At 70.4% G+C, this 16,013-nt stretch carries 20 protein-coding genes; 3 read left to right on the top strand and 17 right to left on the bottom strand.

Annotated features, from left to right (window positions below; all coding sequences use genetic code 11):
- Window positions 1-17 precede the first annotated feature (17 nt).
- From F4560_RS40135 to F4560_RS40110, 6 genes are read right to left on the bottom strand one after another with little or no spacing between them, the layout of a single operon-like run.
- The gene (locus tag F4560_RS40135) at window positions 18-287 is read right to left on the bottom strand and encodes a hypothetical protein (protein WP_184928251.1); all 270 of its coding nucleotides are present in this window, start codon (window positions 285-287) and stop codon (window positions 18-20) included.
- Window positions 287-715, bottom strand: a complete 429-nt coding sequence (locus F4560_RS40130) for a YbjN domain-containing protein (RefSeq protein WP_312869766.1) — start codon at window positions 713-715, stop codon at window positions 287-289. The genes F4560_RS40135 and F4560_RS40130 overlap by 1 nt, the downstream gene beginning before the upstream one ends.
- A complete protein-coding gene (locus tag F4560_RS40125) occupies window positions 712-1,533 on the bottom strand; it encodes an isoprenyl transferase (protein ID WP_184928250.1) in 822 nt (273 codons plus the stop codon). Before F4560_RS40125 ends, F4560_RS40130 begins: the two co-directional genes overlap by 4 nt.
- Before the next feature lie 32 nt (window positions 1,534-1,565).
- The gene (recO, locus tag F4560_RS40120) at window positions 1,566-2,318 is read right to left on the bottom strand and encodes a DNA repair protein RecO (protein WP_184928249.1); all 753 of its coding nucleotides are present in this window, start codon (window positions 2,316-2,318) and stop codon (window positions 1,566-1,568) included.
- Window positions 2,319-3,215, bottom strand: coding sequence for a GTPase Era (gene era, locus F4560_RS40115; protein ID WP_184928248.1), 897 nt, complete (start codon window positions 3,213-3,215; stop codon window positions 2,319-2,321).
- A 46-nt stretch (window positions 3,216-3,261) separates the two neighbouring features.
- Window positions 3,262-4,014, bottom strand: a complete 753-nt coding sequence (locus F4560_RS40110; RefSeq protein WP_184928247.1) for a hypothetical protein — start codon at window positions 4,012-4,014, stop codon at window positions 3,262-3,264.
- A 239-nt stretch (window positions 4,015-4,253) separates the two neighbouring features.
- Here F4560_RS40110 and F4560_RS40105 point away from each other — a divergent pair, with 239 nt between their 5' ends.
- Window positions 4,254-4,739 carry a hypothetical protein gene (locus F4560_RS40105; protein ID WP_246477944.1) on the top strand — a complete coding sequence of 162 codons (486 nt, stop codon included), beginning with the start codon at window positions 4,254-4,256 and terminating at the stop codon, window positions 4,737-4,739.
- Here F4560_RS40105 and F4560_RS40100 read toward each other — a convergent pair.
- The 5 genes from F4560_RS40100 to F4560_RS40080 are packed head-to-tail and all read right to left on the bottom strand — an operon-like array spanning window position 4,736 to window position 8,327.
- Complete coding sequence (locus tag F4560_RS40100) at window positions 4,736-5,065, bottom strand: (2Fe-2S) ferredoxin domain-containing protein (RefSeq protein WP_184928246.1); 330 nt, start codon at window positions 5,063-5,065, stop codon at window positions 4,736-4,738. The genes F4560_RS40105 and F4560_RS40100 overlap by 4 nt on opposite strands.
- Window positions 5,066-5,398, bottom strand: coding sequence for a cytidine deaminase-like protein (locus F4560_RS40095; protein ID WP_184928245.1), 333 nt, complete (start codon window positions 5,396-5,398; stop codon window positions 5,066-5,068).
- Window positions 5,391-6,686: a hemolysin family protein gene (locus tag F4560_RS40090; protein WP_184929676.1), complete on the bottom strand. Its 1,296-nt coding sequence runs from the start codon at window positions 6,684-6,686 to the stop codon at window positions 5,391-5,393. The genes F4560_RS40095 and F4560_RS40090 overlap by 8 nt, the downstream gene beginning before the upstream one ends.
- Before the next feature lie 13 nt (window positions 6,687-6,699).
- Window positions 6,700-7,254 carry an rRNA maturation RNase YbeY gene (gene ybeY / locus F4560_RS40085; protein ID WP_184928244.1) on the bottom strand — a complete coding sequence of 185 codons (555 nt, stop codon included), beginning with the start codon at window positions 7,252-7,254 and terminating at the stop codon, window positions 6,700-6,702.
- A gap of 5 nt (window positions 7,255-7,259) precedes the next feature.
- Window positions 7,260-8,327 carry a PhoH family protein gene (locus F4560_RS40080; protein ID WP_184928243.1) on the bottom strand — a complete coding sequence of 356 codons (1,068 nt, stop codon included), beginning with the start codon at window positions 8,325-8,327 and terminating at the stop codon, window positions 7,260-7,262.
- 137 nt (window positions 8,328-8,464) lie between these two features.
- On the opposite strand from F4560_RS40080, the gene F4560_RS40075 reads away from it, so the two are divergent.
- On the top strand, window positions 8,465-9,256 hold the full coding sequence (locus F4560_RS40075; protein WP_312869765.1) for a GNAT family N-acetyltransferase: 792 nt from the start codon (window positions 8,465-8,467) through the stop codon (window positions 9,254-9,256).
- A gap of 5 nt (window positions 9,257-9,261) precedes the next feature.
- On the opposite strand, the gene F4560_RS40070 is transcribed toward F4560_RS40075, so the two are convergent.
- From F4560_RS40070 to hrcA, 5 genes are all read right to left on the bottom strand, one after another.
- Complete coding sequence (locus F4560_RS40070; RefSeq protein WP_184928241.1) at window positions 9,262-9,603, bottom strand: histidine triad nucleotide-binding protein; 342 nt, start codon at window positions 9,601-9,603, stop codon at window positions 9,262-9,264.
- A 178-nt stretch (window positions 9,604-9,781) separates the two neighbouring features.
- Window positions 9,782-10,381 carry an alpha/beta hydrolase family protein gene (locus tag F4560_RS40065; RefSeq protein WP_376775394.1) on the bottom strand — a complete coding sequence of 200 codons (600 nt, stop codon included), beginning with the start codon at window positions 10,379-10,381 and terminating at the stop codon, window positions 9,782-9,784.
- A 282-nt stretch (window positions 10,382-10,663) separates the two neighbouring features.
- On the bottom strand, window positions 10,664-11,398 hold the full coding sequence (locus F4560_RS40060; protein ID WP_184928239.1) for a 16S rRNA (uracil(1498)-N(3))-methyltransferase: 735 nt from the start codon (window positions 11,396-11,398) through the stop codon (window positions 10,664-10,666).
- A complete protein-coding gene (dnaJ, locus tag F4560_RS40055; protein ID WP_184928238.1) occupies window positions 11,395-12,540 on the bottom strand; it encodes a molecular chaperone DnaJ in 1,146 nt (381 codons plus the stop codon). Before dnaJ ends, F4560_RS40060 begins: the two co-directional genes overlap by 4 nt.
- An 84-nt stretch (window positions 12,541-12,624) precedes the next feature.
- A complete protein-coding gene (gene hrcA / locus F4560_RS40050; RefSeq protein ID WP_184928237.1) occupies window positions 12,625-13,647 on the bottom strand; it encodes a heat-inducible transcriptional repressor HrcA in 1,023 nt (340 codons plus the stop codon).
- A gap of 110 nt (window positions 13,648-13,757) precedes the next feature.
- Between hrcA and F4560_RS46405 the strand changes: the two genes are divergently transcribed.
- Window positions 13,758-14,525, top strand: coding sequence for a GNAT family N-acetyltransferase (locus F4560_RS46405; RefSeq protein WP_184928236.1), 768 nt, complete (start codon window positions 13,758-13,760; stop codon window positions 14,523-14,525).
- Here F4560_RS46405 and hemW read toward each other — a convergent pair.
- Window positions 14,518-15,732 carry a radical SAM family heme chaperone HemW gene (gene hemW, locus F4560_RS40040; RefSeq protein ID WP_184928235.1) on the bottom strand — a complete coding sequence of 405 codons (1,215 nt, stop codon included), beginning with the start codon at window positions 15,730-15,732 and terminating at the stop codon, window positions 14,518-14,520. The genes F4560_RS46405 and hemW overlap by 8 nt on opposite strands.
- Window positions 15,733-16,013: the final 281 nt, after the last annotated feature.

Below are 16,013 nucleotides of genomic sequence, written 5' to 3'. Positions count from 1 at the left end.
GGACAGACTCGTCCTCGTCACTCCGCCTCGTCCTCTTCACGCAGTTCGGCGATGGTCGCCAGCACGTCCGCCGCCTCGATCACCGGCAACAGCGGCTCCACCACGGCCGTCACGCCACGGCTCGCGGCGAGCACCTCCTCGGCCAGCTTCACCGCGTCGTCCCGCTCGTAAGGCCCGCACACGAACGAGGCCCACTCCTCCCCCGCCGACGCCTCGAACGTGACGGCCCAGGGCAGGCCCTCGATGTCCGTCTCGTCATCGGGCTCGTACACGATCACACCAGCCATCAGGCACCGTCCCCGGTTCCGGCCAGCAGCTCGTTGCGCAGCTGCGAAGCAGTGGACACGACCAACATCAGCAGCGTGCTCAACGGCTCCGGCTTGAGCCCTTCGGCCGGGAACGCGTAGCGCAGCGTCACATCCATCCCCCGCTCGGTATTGATCACACCAAGCGTGCCGAACAGGCCCTGACCAGCGCGTTCAGCGGCGGACACGGCCAGGTTGGAGTCCTTCGGCAGGTCCCACGCCACCACGCACGTCAGGCTGAGCACGGTCAGGCCCTCGGCCAACCGCATCGCCTGCACCGCGCACGGCACCTCACCGTGCTGGAAGCTCAGCGCCCCGTCGTCGTCGACGTGCACCTCGTGGAACATCTCCAACGCCTCACGGGCCGCGGTGAGCAGTTCCGCGGTCACCGCGGCGTCCTCGTCGGTCACTCCGAATCCTCCACGTCGGGCTTGTCAACGGCGCCACCGAAGCGCCGGTCGCGCATGGCGTACGCCTCACAGGCGCGCCACAGGTCCTGCCGGTCGAAATCCGGCCACAGGATGTCCTGGAACACCATCTCCGCGTACGCCGACTGCCACAGCAGGAAGTTCGACGTGCGCTGCTCGCCGGACGGCCGGATGAACAGGTCAACGTCCGGCATGTCGGGCTGGTACATGTATTTCGCGAGCGTGCGCTCGTCCACCTTCTCCGGGTTGATCTTCCCGGCGGCGACCAGCCGGGCGATCTCCCGCGCCGCGTCCCCGACCTCGGCCCGGCCGCCGTAGTTGATGCACATCGCGAGGTTCAGCACGTCGTTCTCCTTCGTGCGCTCCTCGGCGACCTCCAGCTCCTTGATGACGCTGCGCCACAGCCTGGGTCGACGCCCCGCCCACCGCACGCGCACACCCAGCTCGTCCAGCTCGTCGGTGCGGTGGTGGATCACGTCGCGGCTGAAGCCCATCAGGAAGCGGACCTCGTCGGGGCTGCGCTTCCAATTCTCGGTGGAGAACGCGTACAGCGACAGCCACTTCACGCCCATCTCGATGGCGCCCTTGGCCGCCTCGACCACGACGGCCTCACCGCGCTTGTGCCCCTCGACCCGGGACAGGCCGCGCTGGTTGGCCCAACGCCCGTTGCCGTCCATCACTATCGCGATGTGCCGGGGCACGAGGTCCACGGGCAGCACGGGCGGCGTGGCGCCGGTCGGGTGGGGTTCCGGGGGTCGGGGATCACGCTTCGCGTGCTCAACCCGCCGTCGGCGGAGCATGACTGTCCTCTCTTTTCGTGGGGCAGGCGACTCTAACCGTCGGACGGCTGCGCCTTTCGCTCGACCAAGGGCAGCGACCGCAACTGGCGTTCCAGGTGCCACTGGAGGTGCGCGGCGACCAGGCCGCTGGCGTCGCGCCGGGCACCGGTGGGGATGACCTCCACCACATCCCACCTGCCGTGGAGCAGGGCGGCGAGCAGGCGCAGCGTGTCCGCGGACGGGGTGGCGCTGCCCGGCGGACGACATCGCGGGCACACCATGCCGCCCGCGTGCACGTTGAACGCCGTGTGCGGCCCCGGGTCACCGCAGCGCGCGCAGTCGTCCACCGCCGGCGCCCACCCCGCGAACGCCATCGCCCGCATCAGGTAGGCGTCGAGGATGAGCGAGGCGTCCCGCTCCTTCGCCGCGAGCGCCCGCAGAGCACCCGTGACCAGCAGGTACAGCCGGAGGGCGGGTTCACCCTCCTCCGACGTCAGCCGGTCGGCCGTCTCCAGCACCGCGCACGCCGCCGTGTAGCGCTGGTAGTCGTCCACCAGGACCACGCCGAACGCGTCCAGCGTCTCGACCTGGGTGACCACGTCCAGCGACCGTCCGGGGTAGAACTGCACGTCGACGTGCCCGAACGGCTCCAGCCGCGCGCCGAACCGGGACGACGTGCGGCGCACGCCCTTCGCCACCGCGCGCACTTTGCCGTGCTTCTGGGTGAGCAGCGTGATGATGCGGTCCGCCTCGCCGAGCTTCTGCACCCGCAGGACCACCCCGGTGTCCCGGTACAGGTTCGCCACCTAGAACCCCAGTCTGCGCAACTGCTTCGGGTCGCGCTGCCAGTCCTTGGCGATCTTGATGTGCAGGTCGAGGTAGACGCGCGTGCCGAGCAGCTTCTCGATGTGCCGGCGGGACGTGATGCCGACCTGCTTGAGGCGTTCACCGCGGTGACCCAGGATGATCGCCTTCTGGCTGGGACGTTCGACGTACACGTTCGCGTGGATGTCCACCAGGTCGTCGCGGCCCTCGCGGGGCAGCATCTCCTCGACCAGGACGGCGATCGAGTGGGGCAGCTCGTCCCGCACACCCTCCAGCGCGGCCTCCCGGATCAGCTCGGCGATCAGGGTCATCTCCGGCTCGTCGGTCAGCTCGCCGTCCGGGTAGAGCGCCGGGCCTTCGGGGAGCTTGCCCAGCACCAGGTCGGCGAGGGCGTCGACCTGGTAGCCGTCCACCGCCGAGACCGGGATCAGGTCGGCGAAGTCCATCACCTTCTGGAGCGCGAGCAGCTGCTCGGCGACCTGCTGCTGGCTGACCAGGTCGGTCTTGGTGACGATGCCGATGACGGGGGTCCGCTTGGCGATCTTCTCCAGCTCGGCGGCGATGAACTTGTCGCCGGGGCCGACCTTCTGGTCGGCGGGCACGCAGAACCCGACCACGTCCACCTCGGTCCACGTCTCGCGGACCAGGTCGTTGAGGCGCTGGCCGAGGAGCGTGCGCGGGCGGTGCAGGCCGGGGGTGTCCACCAGGACCAACTGCCCGTCCTCGCGGTGCACGATGCCCCGGATGGTGTGTCGGGTGGTCTGCGGCTTGCTCGACGTGATCGCGACCTTGGTCCCGACCAGCGCGTTGGTCAACGTCGACTTGCCTGCGTTGGGGCGGCCGACGAAGCACGCGAACCCGGAACGGTAACCATCCATCCGCCCATTGTCCCCGCACCCGCCGGCCGCGCCGCGTCAGCCCTAGTCAGTGGCTGTCAAGGCCTCGAACGCCCGCACAGCCCCGAACCCGGTCGGACCCCCCGGCCGAGCCACCTGAGGTAGTCGTGAACGGGTTCCGCCCTGATCGCCGCACCCCCTCGTCCCGGTCCGGCATCGCCCGGCACCGCCCGGTAGCGGTCCGGCGCGGCCGAACGAGTCGGACAGCAGGCCGACCGGTGCGGACCGTGTCCGCCATCTCAGACGCGGGCCAGTCGTCCAAGACCCGGATAACGTTACTGCGATTGCCCATGTCATCTTCCAGCCAAGTGATCCCGGTGCCACGCACCTGAGGCGGAACCGGGGCATGCACCTGAGTCCCCTGCATATCCACAGGCGCGGCCTCGAACACGTGGACCTCCTGGCTGCCCTCTACCAGAAAAAGGGCTGTGACCACCGGGTCGATCTTCTCCGATGCATTCTGATTCAGATTGAAACCTTGATACTTGACGATGTTCTTCTGATCGCTGTTGCCTCCGACCTGGGTCGCGTCGACGACGACAATGATGTCTTTACTGTTGGAAGAAAAAGCATTTTCAGCAGCGAGATCCCTCTTGGTCGAGGTCATGCCACCCTCCGCGTTGAAGTCATCGAACGCGGGATGCAATGCCTGAACAGTCGGCGTCTTCGATCGCCGAACATCCCGTGATGCCATCACATCAACTTTTGGCACCCGCCGCCGCAACCTGCCCCTGTGATTCTTCGAAACAATCACCCATCGGCACGCCCGACCGGTCGCCATGATGTCGCACCTCCTCGTATAACCGCAGGCCAGAAAGCATCGAGGGACAGTTGGGGGAGTTTCCGGTGGGACAGTTGGAGCAGGTGGGACAACCCTCGGCAAGGATTCCGGAACACCAAGGCCGCGCTTGGCCGTGTGAGTCCTCTTAGCGCCGGAAAGCGCGTAACGACGCGTGCCGCGAGGGCCATTCCGGACGCCACTTCTCGACACTGGCCCAGTACTTCACGGCGCCTTCCGGGATGCCGAACAGCTCGGCCGACTTGGGCCACGGACAACCACGCCGGCGCGTCGACATCTCCTGCCAGGTGCGCGGCCAGTCGGTGACCAACACGCGCGGGTTCACCAGCGACCTGTGGGACTACGTGCCCGAGCTGCGCGGCTACCTGGCCGACGCGTACATGGCCACCGGCTACGACTACCGGATCCCGGGCGTGCCGGACTGCGGCACCCAGACCGGGCGGCTGGTGCCGGTCTCGCAGTTCCACGGCCGGCCCAACCAGGGCGAGGACTGCGGCCCTGCCGGCGTCGTGTCGGCGCTCCTCGCGGCGGGCAGGACGCCGCGGTCGTGGAATTCGAGCCGACCGGTCGACGCGATCAACCGCGCCCGCGCCGACGCCTACCTGGTCCTCGACCCGGCCTCCCAGGCGATCGTCTACCGGGCGTCCGCGTCGACCCTGTCCGCGTTCTTCAACCACGACCTCGGTCGCGCTGGCGTGCTGCTCTAGGCCTTCGTCGCGGGCGCCGCGATGCGGTTCACCTCGAGAGTGGTCGGCATCGGGCCGCCGTCGGCGAGCCAGCGCTCCAGGTCGTCCATCACGGCGTCGTGCAGGACGAACCCCAACCACACCGGCTTCTGGCCCGCCGGCTTCACCACGATCACGTTCGAGTTCTCGCACGCGTCCAGGCAGTCGGCGGTGCGCAGGCGCACCCGGCCGCCGGAGCTGTCGGCCAACTCCCGCAACCGCCGCAACTGCTCGTCGTGGTCGTAGTCCGGGTGCTTCTTGACGGTGCCGCAGCAGCAGCCACGGCACACGGTGATGTAGTCGCGCACCTACACGGTTTCCTGCACGGCGCCGGACGCGTCGGCGCGGAAGACCCGCGCATCGGCCGTCATGTCGCGCACGGCGGCCAGTGAGTCCTCGTCCACGGCACCTGAGGCGGTGACGACGGCCGCCGCCTCCAAGCCCTCGGCCCCGCTGGACACGGCGGCGGCCACGGCGGCCTGCAACGCGGTCAGCTTGAGCGACGGCAGGGCGACCGTGGTGGCCGCGTACGTCCGGCCGTCGGTGTCCCGCACGGCCGCGCCCTCGGGCGTTCCCGTCCGGGCCCGCGCCGAACGCGCCAGCGTGATGATCTTCTGGTCCTCGGGGTCGAGGTCAGTCACCGTTGGTCCCCTCGCTGTCGTCGCCGTTCACCGGGCGCACGAGCACCGTCGTGATGCGCATCCGCCCGCGTTCGTCCTTGCCGCCCTCGGCCCGCATCCGCAGACCCGCGATCTCCGCTTCGGTCCCCGGCAGCGGCACCCGGCCCAGGCGTTGGGCCAGCAGACCGCCGACGGTCTCCACCTCGTGGTCGTCCAGCTCCGTGCCGAACAACGCGTCCAGGTCGTCCACCGGCAGGCGCGCGCTGACCCGCACCGAGCCGTCCGTCAGGTGCTCCACCGGCGGCCGGTCGTCCGTGTCGGACTCGTCGGTGATCTCCCCGACGATCTCCTCCAGGATGTCCTCGATGGTGAGCAGCCCCGCCGTGCCGCCGTACTCGTCCACCACGATCGCCAGGTGGTTGCGCGACAGCTGCATCTCCCGCAGCAGGTCCGCGAGCGGCTTCGAGTCAGGGATGAACGACGCCGGCTTCATCACGTCCGCCACCGTCGTGCCGTTCGGCTCCTCGGCCAACGTCAGCCGCACCAGGTCCTTGAGGTTCACCACGCCGACGATGTCGTCGACGCTCTCCCCGATCACCGGCACCCGCGTGTACCCGGTGCGCAGCGACAGGGCCAGCGCCTGCCGGACCGACTTGGTCTGCTCGATCCACACGATCTCGGTGCGCGGCACCATCACCTCGCGCGAGATCGTGTCGCCCAGCTCGAACACCGAGTGGATCATCTCCCGCTCGCCCTCGTCCACGACGCCGCGTTCCTGCGCCATGTCCACCAGCTCGCGCAACTCCACCTCGGACGAGAACGGACCCTCCCGGAAACCCTTGCCCGGGGTGATCGCGTTGCCGACCAGGATCAGCAGCTTGCTCAACGGCCCCAGCACCCGGCCGAGCACCCGGATCGGACCCGCCGCGAGCAGCGTCACCGCGTACGGGTGCTGCCGACCGATGGTCCGCGGACCCACGCCGACCAGCACGTACGACACCACGAGCATGCTCAGGCCGGCGACCAGCATGGCCACCCAGTCGGTCTCGATGAGACCCAGGCACACCACCGTCACCAGCACCGTCGCCGCCAGCTCGCAGCCCAGTCGGAGCAACAGCAGCAGGTTCACGTGCCGCGGCCGGTCGGCCAGCAGCGCGATCAGGTGACCGGTGCCGGCCCGACCTTGCCGCTGCAACGCCTCGACGCGGGCACGCGACACCGTGCCCAGCGCCGCGTCCACGCCCGCGAACAGGCCCGCCGACAACACCAACACCGCGGCCAACACCAGCAAGCCGGTGGGACTGCCTATCACCTCGGCCGCCTCAGGGGGTCGACTCGGGCCGGTCCGCGTCCTCCAGACCGACCGCCCCGAGCAGCTTCGAATCGGCCTCGCGCTGCGCGGACTTGCGCTCCGCCTCGGCCGCGGCGGTGCGGAAGTCGCCCAGGATGCGGTTCTGCAACGTGAACATCTCCCGCTCCTCGGCGGGCTCCGCGTGGTCGTAGCCGAGCAGGTGCAGCACGCCGTGGACGGTCAGCAGGTGCAGTTCGTCGATCAGGCTGTGGCCCGCCTTCTTGGCCTGGTCCTTGGCGAAGTCCGGGCACAGCACGATGTCGCCGAGCAGCGCCGGGCCGAGGCCCGCGGCGTCCGGTCGGCGGGCCGAGTCCAGCTCGTCCATCGGGAACGCCATCACGTCCGTCGGGCCGGGCAGGTCCATCCAGCGCTGGTGCAGGTCCGCCATCACGTCCAGCTCGACCAGCAGGACGGACAGCTCGGCCAACGGGCTGACGCCCATCCGGTCCAGGGCGAACCTGGCGGCGGCGACGATGGACGACTCGTCCACCTGGACGCCCGACTCGTTCGCGATCTCGATGCTCACGGCGCCTATCGTCCCCGGCGCTGTCCACGCGACCGCGCACCGGGTCCGGCGTGGTGCTGGTGCGCGTCGACCTCGTCCTGGTCGACCTGCCACTTCTCGTAGGCGTCGACGATGTCCGCGACCAGCCGGTGGCGAACCACGTCACTGCTGGTCAGGATGGAGAAGTGGACGTCCTCCACGCCTTCCAGGATGTCCCGGACGACCTTCAGACCGCTGCGCTGCCCGCCGGGCAGGTCGACTTGGGTGACGTCGCCGGTCACCACGATCTTCGAGCCGAAACCCAATCGGGTGAGGAACATCTTCATCTGTTCGGGCGTCGTGTTCTGCGCCTCGTCCAGGATGATGAACGCATCATTAAGCGTGCGACCGCGCATATAAGCCAATGGGGCGACCTCGATCGTGCCCGCCTGGGTGAGGCGCGGGATGGATTCGGGGTCGACCATGTCGTGCAGCGCGTCGTACAGGGGGCGCAGGTACGGGTCGATCTTCTCGTAGAGCGTGCCGGGCAGGTAGCCGAGCCGCTCGCCCGCCTCGACCGCCGGGCGGGTCAGGATGATCCGGTTGACCTGCTTGGCCTGGAGCGCCTGCACGGCCTTCGCCATGGCCAGGTAGGTCTTTCCGGTGCCCGCGGGGCCGATGCCGAACACGATGGTGTTCAGGTCGATCGCGTCCACGTAGTGCTTCTGGTTCAGCGTCTTCGGCCGGATCGTGCGGCCGCGCCGGGAGATGATGTCGAGGCTCAGCACCTCGGCGGGCGACTCGCTGGTGCCCGCGGACAGCATCGCGACCGTGCGGCGGACCGTGTCCGGGCCCACCTGCTGGCCGCGGCCGGCGAGGGTGATCAGCTCGGAGAACACGCGTTCGGCGAACGCCACGTCGGCGGGCTGGCCGGAGAGCGTGATCTCGTTGCCGCGCACGTGCACGTCGGCGTCCAGCAGTTCCTCGGCGAGCCGGAGGTTCTCGTCACGCGACCCGAGCAGGGCGAGCACCGCACCGTCGGGCACGGCGAACTTGGATTGGGCGTCGGCCGCGGCCTGGCCTGCCTGCGGCGTGTTGTCAGCGGTACCGGCCACGTGGCCTCGGGCCCTCTTCCTGCGCGTTCGCGCCGTGCTCTGGTGAATTCGACCTACCGCGTCCGATGCTAGCCGTCCCCACCGACAGTCCGCACCGGAGTAAGAAACGGGTTGGACACGGCGGGTTCACTCGGAGCGTGACGGAATTGCGCGCGCTCACCCCCGACGACCTGCCCGCCTGCGTTCGCCTCGGGTTGGACCGGCAGTGGTCGCCGGAACCGGCCAAGTGGGCGTTCCTGCTGCGCGTCGGAACCGGTTTCGGGCTGGTCGACGGGGGCGAGCTGGTTGGCACGGTGATCATCACCCGATTCGGGGTCGAGCACGCGGCGGTCAGCATGGTGCTGGTGGCGTCGAGCCACGGTGGGCGCGGGCTGGGGCGGCGGTTGATGGAGCACGCGCTGGCGTTCGCGGGCACGCCGGTGGTGTCGCTGCACGCGACTTCGTACGGCAAGCCGCTGTACGAGAAGCTGGGGTTCCGGTCGGTGGGTCGGGTGACGGCGCACGTCGGGGCGTTCGACGGGACGGCTTCGGGCACGTCACGGCCGGTGGAGGACGCGGACCGGGCGAAGGTCGTGGCGGCGGACGCCGAGGTGTTCGGCACGGACCGGTCGGCGATGTGGGGTGAGCTGTTCGGGTTCGCGTCGCAGGTGAGGGTGGCCGACGACGGGTTCGTGGCGGCGTGGGCCAACGGGCCGGTGACGATGGTGGGGCCGGTGGTGGCGCCGTCGGTCGGGCGTGCGGCGGAGTTGATCTCGGACGTGGCGGTCGGTGCGACGTCGGTGCGGGTGGACGTGGGGGACCCGGCGTTGGCGTCGTGGCTGGTGGCGCGCGGTTTGGCGCCGCGGTACACGGTCGACCTGATGGTGCGCGGGGCGTTCGGCGGCGACCGTTCGCGGCTGTACGCCCCGGTGATGCAGGCCCTGGGGTAGGGCGGTCAGGCCAGCGGGCCGAGCCGCCGTCCGCCGAGCACGTGCAGGTGGGCGTGGAAGACGGTCTGGCCGGCGTCCGCACCGGTGTTGAAGAGCAGGCGGTAGCCGCTGTCCGCGATGCCTTCGGACTTCGCCACTTCACCGGCGGCGAGGAACAGGTCGTCCAGCACGGTGGGCGAGGCGGCGGCGAGCGCGACGGCGTCCGGGGCGTGCGCCTTGGGCACCAGGACGACGTGCGTCGGGGCTTGGGGGGCGACGTCGCGGAACGCCAGCGTGGTGTCGGTCTCGTGCACCACGGTCGCCGGGATCTCGCGGGCGACGATGCGGCAGAACAGGCAGTCGGACATGGCTCCGCAGGCTAACCCACCCGTGAGTCCTACGTTCGCGTCGCGTGAGTCCTACGTTCAGAACCCCCGAGTTGAACGCTCAGAACAGCCGCTGGCGACGCGAGCGTTGAATTCGGGGGTCCTGAACGTAGGACACGGTGGTCCTGAAGGTACGACTCACGCGTTCTGAACGTAGGACTCACGGGGTGGTCAGGCGTAGGGCGGCGGTGCGGCAGGTGGTCCAGGCTGCGGTGTCCGGGGTGATCAGGGACATGTGGTCGGTGCCGGGGAGGGCGATCAGCTCGGCGCCGGAGGCGGCGGCGAACGCCTCGCTCTGGGCGAACGGCACGTCCTCGTCGGCCTCGCCGTGGACCAGGACCAGGGGCTTCGGGATCGGGAGTTGGGCGGCCGGGGACGCGTCGGCGTAGCGGGCCGGGACTTCGGCGGGGGTGCCACCCAGGAGTTCGGCCGCACGGCGGGTGATCTGCGGGTGCTGGAGGAAGTCGAGCACCCCGGCCTGGGCGACGGCGCCGGACACGCGCGGGTGGCGGGCGGCGGCCCACACGGCGAGGTGGCCGCCGGCGGAGTGACCCAGCGTGACTACGGGGCCGAGTGCGGGATCCAGGGCGTCGATCGCGGCCAGCACGTCGTCGCCCGTCGCGGGCCACCCGCCGCCGCCACCTACCCGCCGGTACTCGATGTTGTACGCGGCCACGCCGTGTGCCACGAGGTCGGCGGCGAGCGGTCGGCCGAGCTCCAGCCCATAACGCTGATGCCAGAAACCACCATGGATTACCACGATGACGGGAAATGATTCACCGGGCGGGGCGGAATACTCCCCGAACTGGCTCGGGTGCGGCCCGTAGACGATGCGCAATCGAAACCACCCGTAGACAAAATAGAAGCCGCGTCGCGGTGGGACCTGGGGGTCGTCCCACCACGACGCGGCGGCGCCGGACCGAGGGGGGAGGTGTCCGGCGAGTCTGGTGTCGAAGGGCTGATCGCGGCTAAACGAAGGCAACCCCTCTGCCCATCAGCGTAACCCCTACATCAGGTGTTCGCCAGAAGGGAGCAAGCTTCATTACGCCCAGCGATCGGTCAGCACACCCAGCGCACCCAAAGCCACGGCCGCCGCGGTGGACGCGCGCAGCACGGTAGGCCCCAGTCGCACGACCTGCGCGCCCGCACCGATCAACGTGGACAATTCCTCGTCGGTGATGCCGCCTTCCGGTCCGACGACCAGCAGCACATCACCCGAAGAGGGCAACTGAACCGATCCAATGCCCACCGATGCAGTTTCGTGCAATACCAAAGCCACCGCCGAGGACGACGCCAACCGTGCCAGCCCGGACGTCGAAACGGGTTCCGCGACCGACGGCACGCGTGCGCGGCGAGCCTGCTTGGCCGCCTCACGCGCGGTGCTCCGCCAGCGTTCGAGGGCCTTGGCCCCGCGCGGACCTTCCTCCCATTTGGTCACGCAGCGCGAGGCCCGCCACGGCACGACGCCGTCCACGCCCGCCTCGGTGGCCAGCTCCACGGCCAGTTCACCGCGGTCGCCCTTCACCAGCGCCTGCGCCACGACCACCCGCACGGACGGCGGCGGCACGACCCAGCGTTCGACGACGCGCAGCCGCAGGGAGTCCTTGAACGCCTCCGCCACCACGCACCGCACCTGGGCGCCCGTGCCGTCGGAGAGCACCAGCTCCTCCCCCGCGCGCAACCGGCGCACGGTGGCCGCGTGCCGCCCCTCCGGCCCGTCCAGGACGGCCTCGGCGCCGGACGGCAGCGCGGCGACCAGGAAGACCGGCAGCGTCACCGGTGGTTGCGGCCGGAGCGCAGCCGCGAGAACAGCCCCCCGCCGCCCTTGCCGTTGTGCGCGAGCGTCGGTTCGTCCTCACCGCGTGACACGGCCAGTTCGCGCAGCAGTTCGGCCTGCCGGGCGTCCAGCTTGGTCGGCGTCACGACCTCGAGGTGGACGTGCAGGTCGCCGCGGCCGTCGATGCGCCCGCTGGACCTCAGCCGGGGCATGCCGCGCCCGGTGAGCACCAGCTCGGTGTTCGGCTGGGTGCCGGGCTCGATCTCCAGCTCCTCCTCGCCGTCCAGCGTCTGCAACGGCAGCACCGCGCCCAGGGCCGCGGTCGTCATCGGGATGCGCACGGAGCAGTGCAGGTTCGCGCCGTCACGCTCGAAGACCTCGTGCGGCACCTCCTCGACCTCGACGTACAGGTCGCCCGCCGGTCCGCCGCCGGGGCCGACCTCGCCCTGGCCGGCCAGCCGAACGCGCATGCCCTCGGCCACGCCGGGCGGGATCTGCACCGAGATGGTCCGCCTGGACCGCACCCGGCCGTCACCCGCGCACTGCTGGCACGGGTCCGGGATGACCTCGCCGAGGCCGCGGCACACCGGGCACGGCCGGGCCGTCACGACCTGGCCCAGGAACGAGCGCTGCACCGACTGCACCTCGCCCCGCCCGCCGCACGTGTCGCAGCGGATCGGGGACGAGCCGTCCGCGCAGCCGCTGCCCACGCACCGGTCGCACAGGATCGCCGTGTCGACGGTCAGCTCACGTGAAGCGCCCGCCGCGCACTCCTCCAACGTCATCGACAGCCGGATCAGCGCGTCCGACCCGGGCTGCACGCGGCTGCGCGGACCACGTCCGCCACCGCCGCCCGCGCCGAAGAACGCGTCCATGATGTCGCCGAGACCGAAACCCGCGAACGGGTCGCCGCCGCCCCGGCCGCCGCCCGAGTCCAACGGGTCGCCGCCGAGGTCGACGACCTGCCGCTTCTTCGGGTCCGAGAGGACCTCGTAGGCGGCGGTCACCTCCTTGAAGCGCGCTTCCTCGTTGGGGTTGATGTCGGGGTGCAGCTGCCGCGCGAGCTTGCGGTAGGCGCGCTTGATCTCGTCGGGAGTCGCGTTCTTGGAGACCCCGAGCGTGCCGTAATAGTCCCTCGCCACCGTGTTTCCTCCTGCGAGCGCGCTGCGACACGCGCTCGCTCGCTGTGCGAAACGTCCTGCGGGACCGCGGTGTTCCCCCCGCCGTCACCGTCCGGTCAAGATCTCCCCCACGTAGTTGGCCACCGCTCGCACGGCGGCCATCGTGCCGGGGTAGTCCATGCGCGTCGGCCCGACCACGCCCATCCCGCCGAGCAGGTTGTCCCGGCTTCCGTAGCCGATGGACACGATCGAGGTGCTGCGCATCTCGGCCGCTTCGTTCTCCTCGCCGATGTGCACCAGGATCCTGCCGGGGTCGCGGGCGGCGGCCAGCAGCTTGAGCACCACGACCTGCTCCTCCAGCGCCTCCAGCACCTGGCGCAGCGAACCGGGGAAGTCTGCCACGTTGCGGGTGAGGTTCGCGGTGCCACCCAGGACCAGGCGTTCCTCGGGGTGCTCCACCAGCGACTCGATCAGCACGGTGCTCACCCGCAGCACCGCGTCGCGCAGCTCGTTCGGCACGTCCTCGGGCAGCTTGGCGACCTCGGCGGAGGCGTCGGACAGGCGTTGGCCGACCATCGCCGCGTTGAGCAGCGACCGCATCCGGCCGACGTTCTCCTCGGTGATCACGTCGCCGAGGTCGACCGAGCGCTGGTCGACCCGGCCGGTGTCGGTGATCAGCACCAGCATCAGCCGGGCCGGTGTGATGGCCAGCACCTCGATGTGCCGGACGGTGGAGCGGCTGAGCGTCGGGTACTGGATGACGGCGACCTGGCGGGTCAGCTGGGCCAGCAGCCGGACGCTGCGGCGCAGCACGTCGTCGAGGTCGTAGGCGCCTTCGAGGAAGTTCTGGATGGCCCTGCGCTCGGGCGTGGACAGCGGCTTGACCTCGCTCAGCCGGTCCACGAACAGGCGGTAGCCCTTGTCGGTCGGCACGCGGCCCGCGCTGGTGTGCGGCTGGGTGATGTACCCGTCCTCTTCCAGCGAGGCCATGTCGTTGCGCACGGTCGCGCTCGAAACGCCCAGGTTGTGCCGTTCGACCAGGGCTTTCGAGCCGACCGGCTCCTGGTTGGACACGTAGTCGGCGACGATCGCGCGCAGCACTTCGAACCGGCGCTCGTCAGCGTTCACCGCGCGTCACCTCCAGGAAGTCGGACTGCTTCACCTTGAGTTTACGGAGGTTGGGGCGGGTATCGGAAAACTCGGTCGCCGGGGTTCGGGATGCCCGGATAGGTTGCTGTGTGCTCACCGAGATCCAGGCCGCCCTGCGCGACGCCATCAGGGCCGATGCCGAACGCGTCGGCCCGTTCCTGGTGCGCTTCGACGTGCACAGCGACCACCTGTTCTTGAACTACGCCGTGCCCGACGACGGTGTCCCGGCGACGCCCGCCGAGGTGGACGCGCTGGTCACGGCGTTCCGCGAGCGGTCGCGGACGCCGAGGTTGGAGTACCTGCGGCCGGCGCCGCTGATCGACGAGGTGCTGGAGGCGGCCGGGTTCACGGTGGACCAGCTGCTGCCGATGATGGTGATCGACGTGCTGAACGCGCCGCCGCTGCCGGACGGGCTGGTGGTGGAGGCGGTGACGTCGGACGCGGATCTGCTCGCGGCGTCGGTGGTGCAGAACACAGCCTTCGGTGTCGGCGAGACCGCCGGCGAGGAGGACCTGGAACGGCAGCGCGCGCTGCTGCGTGACAACGGCGTGGTCGTGCTGGCCCGTCTGAACGGCGAACCGGTGGGCGCGGGGGCGTACACCGCGCCGCGCTACAACCTGTCGCAGGTGGCGGGCATCGCGGTGCTGCCGTCGTTCCGGCGGCGTGGCGTCGCGTCGGCCGTGTGCGCCGATCTGACCGCGCGGGTCTTCGACTCGGGCTGCACGCCGTTCCTGGAGACCGAGCCGGACGAGAAGGTGACCCGCCTCTACGGGCCGCTGGGCTACCGGACGATCGGCGAGTCGGCGTCGACCACGCTCAAGCAAGGCGACCACAGCAAGGCGACCACGCTCACGTAAGGCGGCGGACCACGGCGTCGGCGAGCAGGCGGCCCCGGTCGGTGAGGACGCAGTTCCCCTGGTCCAGCGCCGAGGCGTCGAGCAGGCCGTCGGCGGCGGCGGACTTGGCCTCGGCCTGGCCGTCCGGGTCGAGGACGTCGAGCGGCAGGCCGGTGGCCAGGCGCAGCTCCAGCAGCACGCGTTCCACCCGCCGGTCGTCGTCGGTGAGCACCTCGCGGCCGGCGGCGGGTGATGCGCCGTTGGCCAGCAGTTCGGCGTACTTCGCCGGGTGCTTGACGTTCCACCAGCGCACGCCGCCGACGTGGCTGTGCGCGCCGGGGCCCGCGCCCCACCAGTCCGCGCCCTGCCAGTACAGGAGGTTGTGCCGGCACGCGGCCTCCGCCGACGCGGCCCAGTTCGACACCTCGTACCAGCGCAGGCCCTGCTCGGTCATGGCCTTGTCGATCAGCTCGTACTTGTCCGCGAGCACGTCGTCGTCCGGCATGGGCAGTTCGCCGCGGCGGACCCGGCGGGCCAGCGCGGTGCCCTCCTCCACGATCAGCGCGTACGCCGACACGTGGTCCACGCCCGCGTCGCGCACCGCGTCCAGCGACGCCTGGAGGTCGGCCACCGTCTCGCCCGGCGTGCCGTAGATGAGGTCGAGGTTCACGTGGTCGAAGCCCGCAGCGCGAGCCTCCCGCGCGGCGGCCACCGGACGGCCCGGTGTGTGCACCCGATCGAGCACGGCGAGGACGTGCCGTGCGGCGGACTGCATGCCGAGCGACACCCGCGTGTAACCAGCATCACGGATGGCCGTGAAGAAATCGGGTGAAGTCGACTCCGGATTCGACTCGGTGGTGATCTCCGCGCCGGGCGCCAGGCCGAACGACGACCGGACCGCTTGCAACACTTGGCCCAACCCGTCGGAGCCGAGAAGCGACGGTGTGCCACCGCCGACGAACACCGTGTCGACCGCCGGCGGGGCGCCCAGCACGGCCGCCGCGAGATCGAGTTCCCGCCGCAGGCCCTCCAGCCAGGACGCCGGTGACGCGGAAGTGCCCAGCTCACCGGCGGTGTAGGTGTTGAAGTCGCAGTAGCCGCACCGGGTCGCGCAGAACGGGACGTGCACGTACACACCGAACGGGCGGTCGCCCAGACGGGTGAGGGCGGAGGCGGGCAGCGAGCCGTCGGAGGGCGCGGGATCACCGATCGGCAGGGCGGAGGGCATGACGCCCATTGTCCCATTTACCAGCACCGCGACCGCCGTCCCACTATGCGGATGGCGGTGGACCACGGGGTGGACGCGTGGCACGCTGAGGCACATGACATCGACCGGAGTCCGCCTGGTGGTCCGCCGCCACGTCGACTTCCGTCGTGTCTCCAGCGCGATGTGCCGTCGTTCGGCATAACCCGCGCCTGCCTTTTTGTTCCCGTCGGCGCCGGGTGCGCTGACGAGACCCCCACCACGGCTGTCCTGGGACTCGCACGCGCACCAGCGCCCCGAATCCC

It is taken from the genome of Saccharothrix ecbatanensis (assembly GCF_014205015.1).
GTDB lineage: Bacteria > Actinomycetota > Actinomycetes > Mycobacteriales > Pseudonocardiaceae > Actinosynnema > Actinosynnema ecbatanense.
Note: the sequence above shows the minus strand (reverse complement) of the source record. Positions and strands in the feature narration are given on the sequence as shown.

Coding starts and splice junctions, on each gene's coding strand:
- F4560_RS40070 (WP_184928241.1), bottom strand. CDS start 9,603: ATGTCCGACTGCCTGTTCTGCCGCATCGTCGCCCGCGAGATCCCGGCG.
- F4560_RS40125 (WP_184928250.1), bottom strand. CDS start 1,533: ATGCTCCGCCGACGGCGGGTTGAGCACGCGAAGCGTGATCCCCGACCC.
- F4560_RS40105 (WP_246477944.1), top strand. CDS start 4,254: ATGCCGAACAGCTCGGCCGACTTGGGCCACGGACAACCACGCCGGCGC.
- F4560_RS40135 (WP_184928251.1), bottom strand. CDS start 287: ATGGCTGGTGTGATCGTGTACGAGCCCGATGACGAGACGGACATCGAG.
- F4560_RS40110 (WP_184928247.1), bottom strand. CDS start 4,014: ATGGCGACCGGTCGGGCGTGCCGATGGGTGATTGTTTCGAAGAATCAC.
- hemW (WP_184928235.1), bottom strand. CDS start 15,732: ATGCCCTCCGCCCTGCCGATCGGTGATCCCGCGCCCTCCGACGGCTCG.
- era (WP_184928248.1), bottom strand. CDS start 3,215: ATGGATGGTTACCGTTCCGGGTTCGCGTGCTTCGTCGGCCGCCCCAAC.